4 protein-coding genes are annotated in these 1,809 nt (G+C 50.6%); all 4 read right to left on the reverse strand.

The window, feature by feature from the left end; all coding sequences use genetic code 11:
• The coding region (locus HMPREF2700_RS10940) for a DUF7146 domain-containing protein (protein WP_070592096.1) at nt 1-1,078 on the reverse strand (1,078 nt) is incomplete at its 3' end.
• On the reverse strand, nt 1,075-1,290 hold the full coding sequence (locus HMPREF2700_RS10945; RefSeq protein WP_049331046.1) for a hypothetical protein: 216 nt from the start codon (nt 1,288-1,290) through the stop codon (nt 1,075-1,077). The genes HMPREF2700_RS10940 and HMPREF2700_RS10945, both read right to left, overlap by 4 nt.
• Nucleotides 1,291-1,435: 145 nt before the next feature.
• Nucleotides 1,436-1,660 carry a hypothetical protein gene (locus HMPREF2700_RS10950; RefSeq protein WP_210389909.1) on the reverse strand — a complete coding sequence of 75 codons (225 nt, stop codon included), beginning with the start codon at nt 1,658-1,660 and terminating at the stop codon, nt 1,436-1,438.
• On the reverse strand, nt 1,620-1,809 hold a 190-nt coding region (locus tag HMPREF2700_RS11925), incomplete at its 5' end, for a hypothetical protein (protein WP_210389911.1). The genes HMPREF2700_RS11925 and HMPREF2700_RS10950, both read right to left, overlap by 41 nt.

The following is a 1,809-nucleotide window of genomic DNA, read 5'->3' on the forward strand; positions in this document are numbered from 1 at the left end:
GATTGTCTGATTGCTTTTTCTCGTTCAGTTCGTCTAATGCGTCATAGCCTGCTGTTTTGCTTTGCCATATGCTCGCCTTGATTCCCTGCTTAATGGCTCGCATTGCCAAGTCATAAGCGGCTCTGTAACCAACAGGGCGGGGCGTGTCGTTATCGGCAATAATTGCAATTTCTTTTATACCGTTCAGAAACTGAAAATTTGCCATGCTGTTTGCGCTCAAGGCCGCGTATAAGCCCCAATCGTAAGCCTTGTACAATTCACGGGCGGCAAGGGCGGTTTCTATACCCTCTGCAATGACAAGGCGGCCATTTTCAGGAATCGGGAACAAGTGGACGGCTTGCCCCGATATACTGCCTTTCTTGCGGCTTCTCATTTTCTTGGCCGGTAATGTTTCGCCTGTTACAGGGTCTTTGATTGCCAGTTTCTGATAGCGCGGGGCGTGTAGCCCGTCCTCTCCGCATGGCTTGTCATAGCTCGCCTGCAAATAGGTCAGGTGTAAGCCTTGTAGCTCTTCGTCCATATCGCGGATAGCGCAAACCATACAGGGGAAACGGCCAAGCAAAAGCTGCTTATCTTCGCCTGTTGTCCAATAGTCTTTTTCAGGTAGAAAACGGACGTTTTCGGGTAAATGCGCCATGTCCAAACCGCGTGATTTCAAATACTGGATAACAGGGGAATCGGGGCGGATAGGTTCTGTACTTCCCCACAATGCGGCCAGTTTCTCGATTTGGTCTTTTTCGGGGCATGGTTGCTCTTGTGGGCGTGTTGGCGGTATCGGTAAGGGGTCTGCATTGTCCATGCCTAAAACGCCTGAAACCTGCTTTAAGGCCGTCTGAAAGTTGCATTGCAAATAGTGCATTACCAAGCCGAAACCATCGCCCGCGCCGTTGTTGTAATGGTTGCAAATGAATGTGCCGTTTCCGTCCTTGTCGTCATATCTGAAACGGTCTTTCCCTCCACACGCAGGGCAGGGCTGGTGTTTGTTTTTCAGGTATCGCGGGTCTATGCCGATGGCAGCGTGAATTTCCGGCCAGCGGTATTGCGCGGCTGCTTTAATGTCTTGATATGTTGGTTTCATTGCTCTGCCTCCTCTGATACTGGTTCTAAAACTATTCCTGCTGTTGGGTCGGTTTCCCATATCGCGGGCGTTTCCGGCTCTAGTTGCTCCGTGTCAGCGTGGGCGGGCTGGTTACAGGCTCGGACTACCAAAGCCAAAAGCAACACCCAAAACACCAGCAAGGCGCGGTTTAAATACCGGCGGAAACGGTCGGATTTATTGGTCTGTTTCATGGTTTTATCCTTTGCTCTGCCTCCAGTGTTTCAAAACATTAATCTAATAAAATCAATTAGTTATGAAAACACTAGGGCGAAGTTTGCCCTATGCCGTCTGAAATAGGCGGCATAAAGGCGGGTAGATGTCAGGGAATAAGAGGGCTTAATCTGCTTTGGTTACGCTGTAAGTAGCCCATTCTTTCAGGCCGTCTGAAAGCCCAAGCAGGGCGGAAACCTGATTTACAGATTCCGTAAAGCTGTAACCAAACACCAACGTCAGCAGGTCAAAACCGCTGCCGCCTTTGGGGGTGCATTGGTTGCAGATGTAGCCGCCGCCGTCTGAATCGTCAGGGCGCGGGGTGGGGTCGGTTTTGAATATATTCCGCAAGCTCGGATGATAAAACGAAAGATTCCAAGTTTTCCGCATGGGGGACTAGGGTTTGAATGACTGTGGCAAGGCGTGCTGTGCTTCTGCTCGCACTTATGGGGGTGTTGTGGACGGGATGGGCGGCCATGTTGTCGCAAATGGTGTCGATG

This window comes from Neisseria sp. HMSC068C04, from assembly GCF_001810105.1.
Taxonomy (GTDB): Bacteria; Pseudomonadota; Gammaproteobacteria; order Burkholderiales; family Neisseriaceae; genus Neisseria; species Neisseria flavescens_B.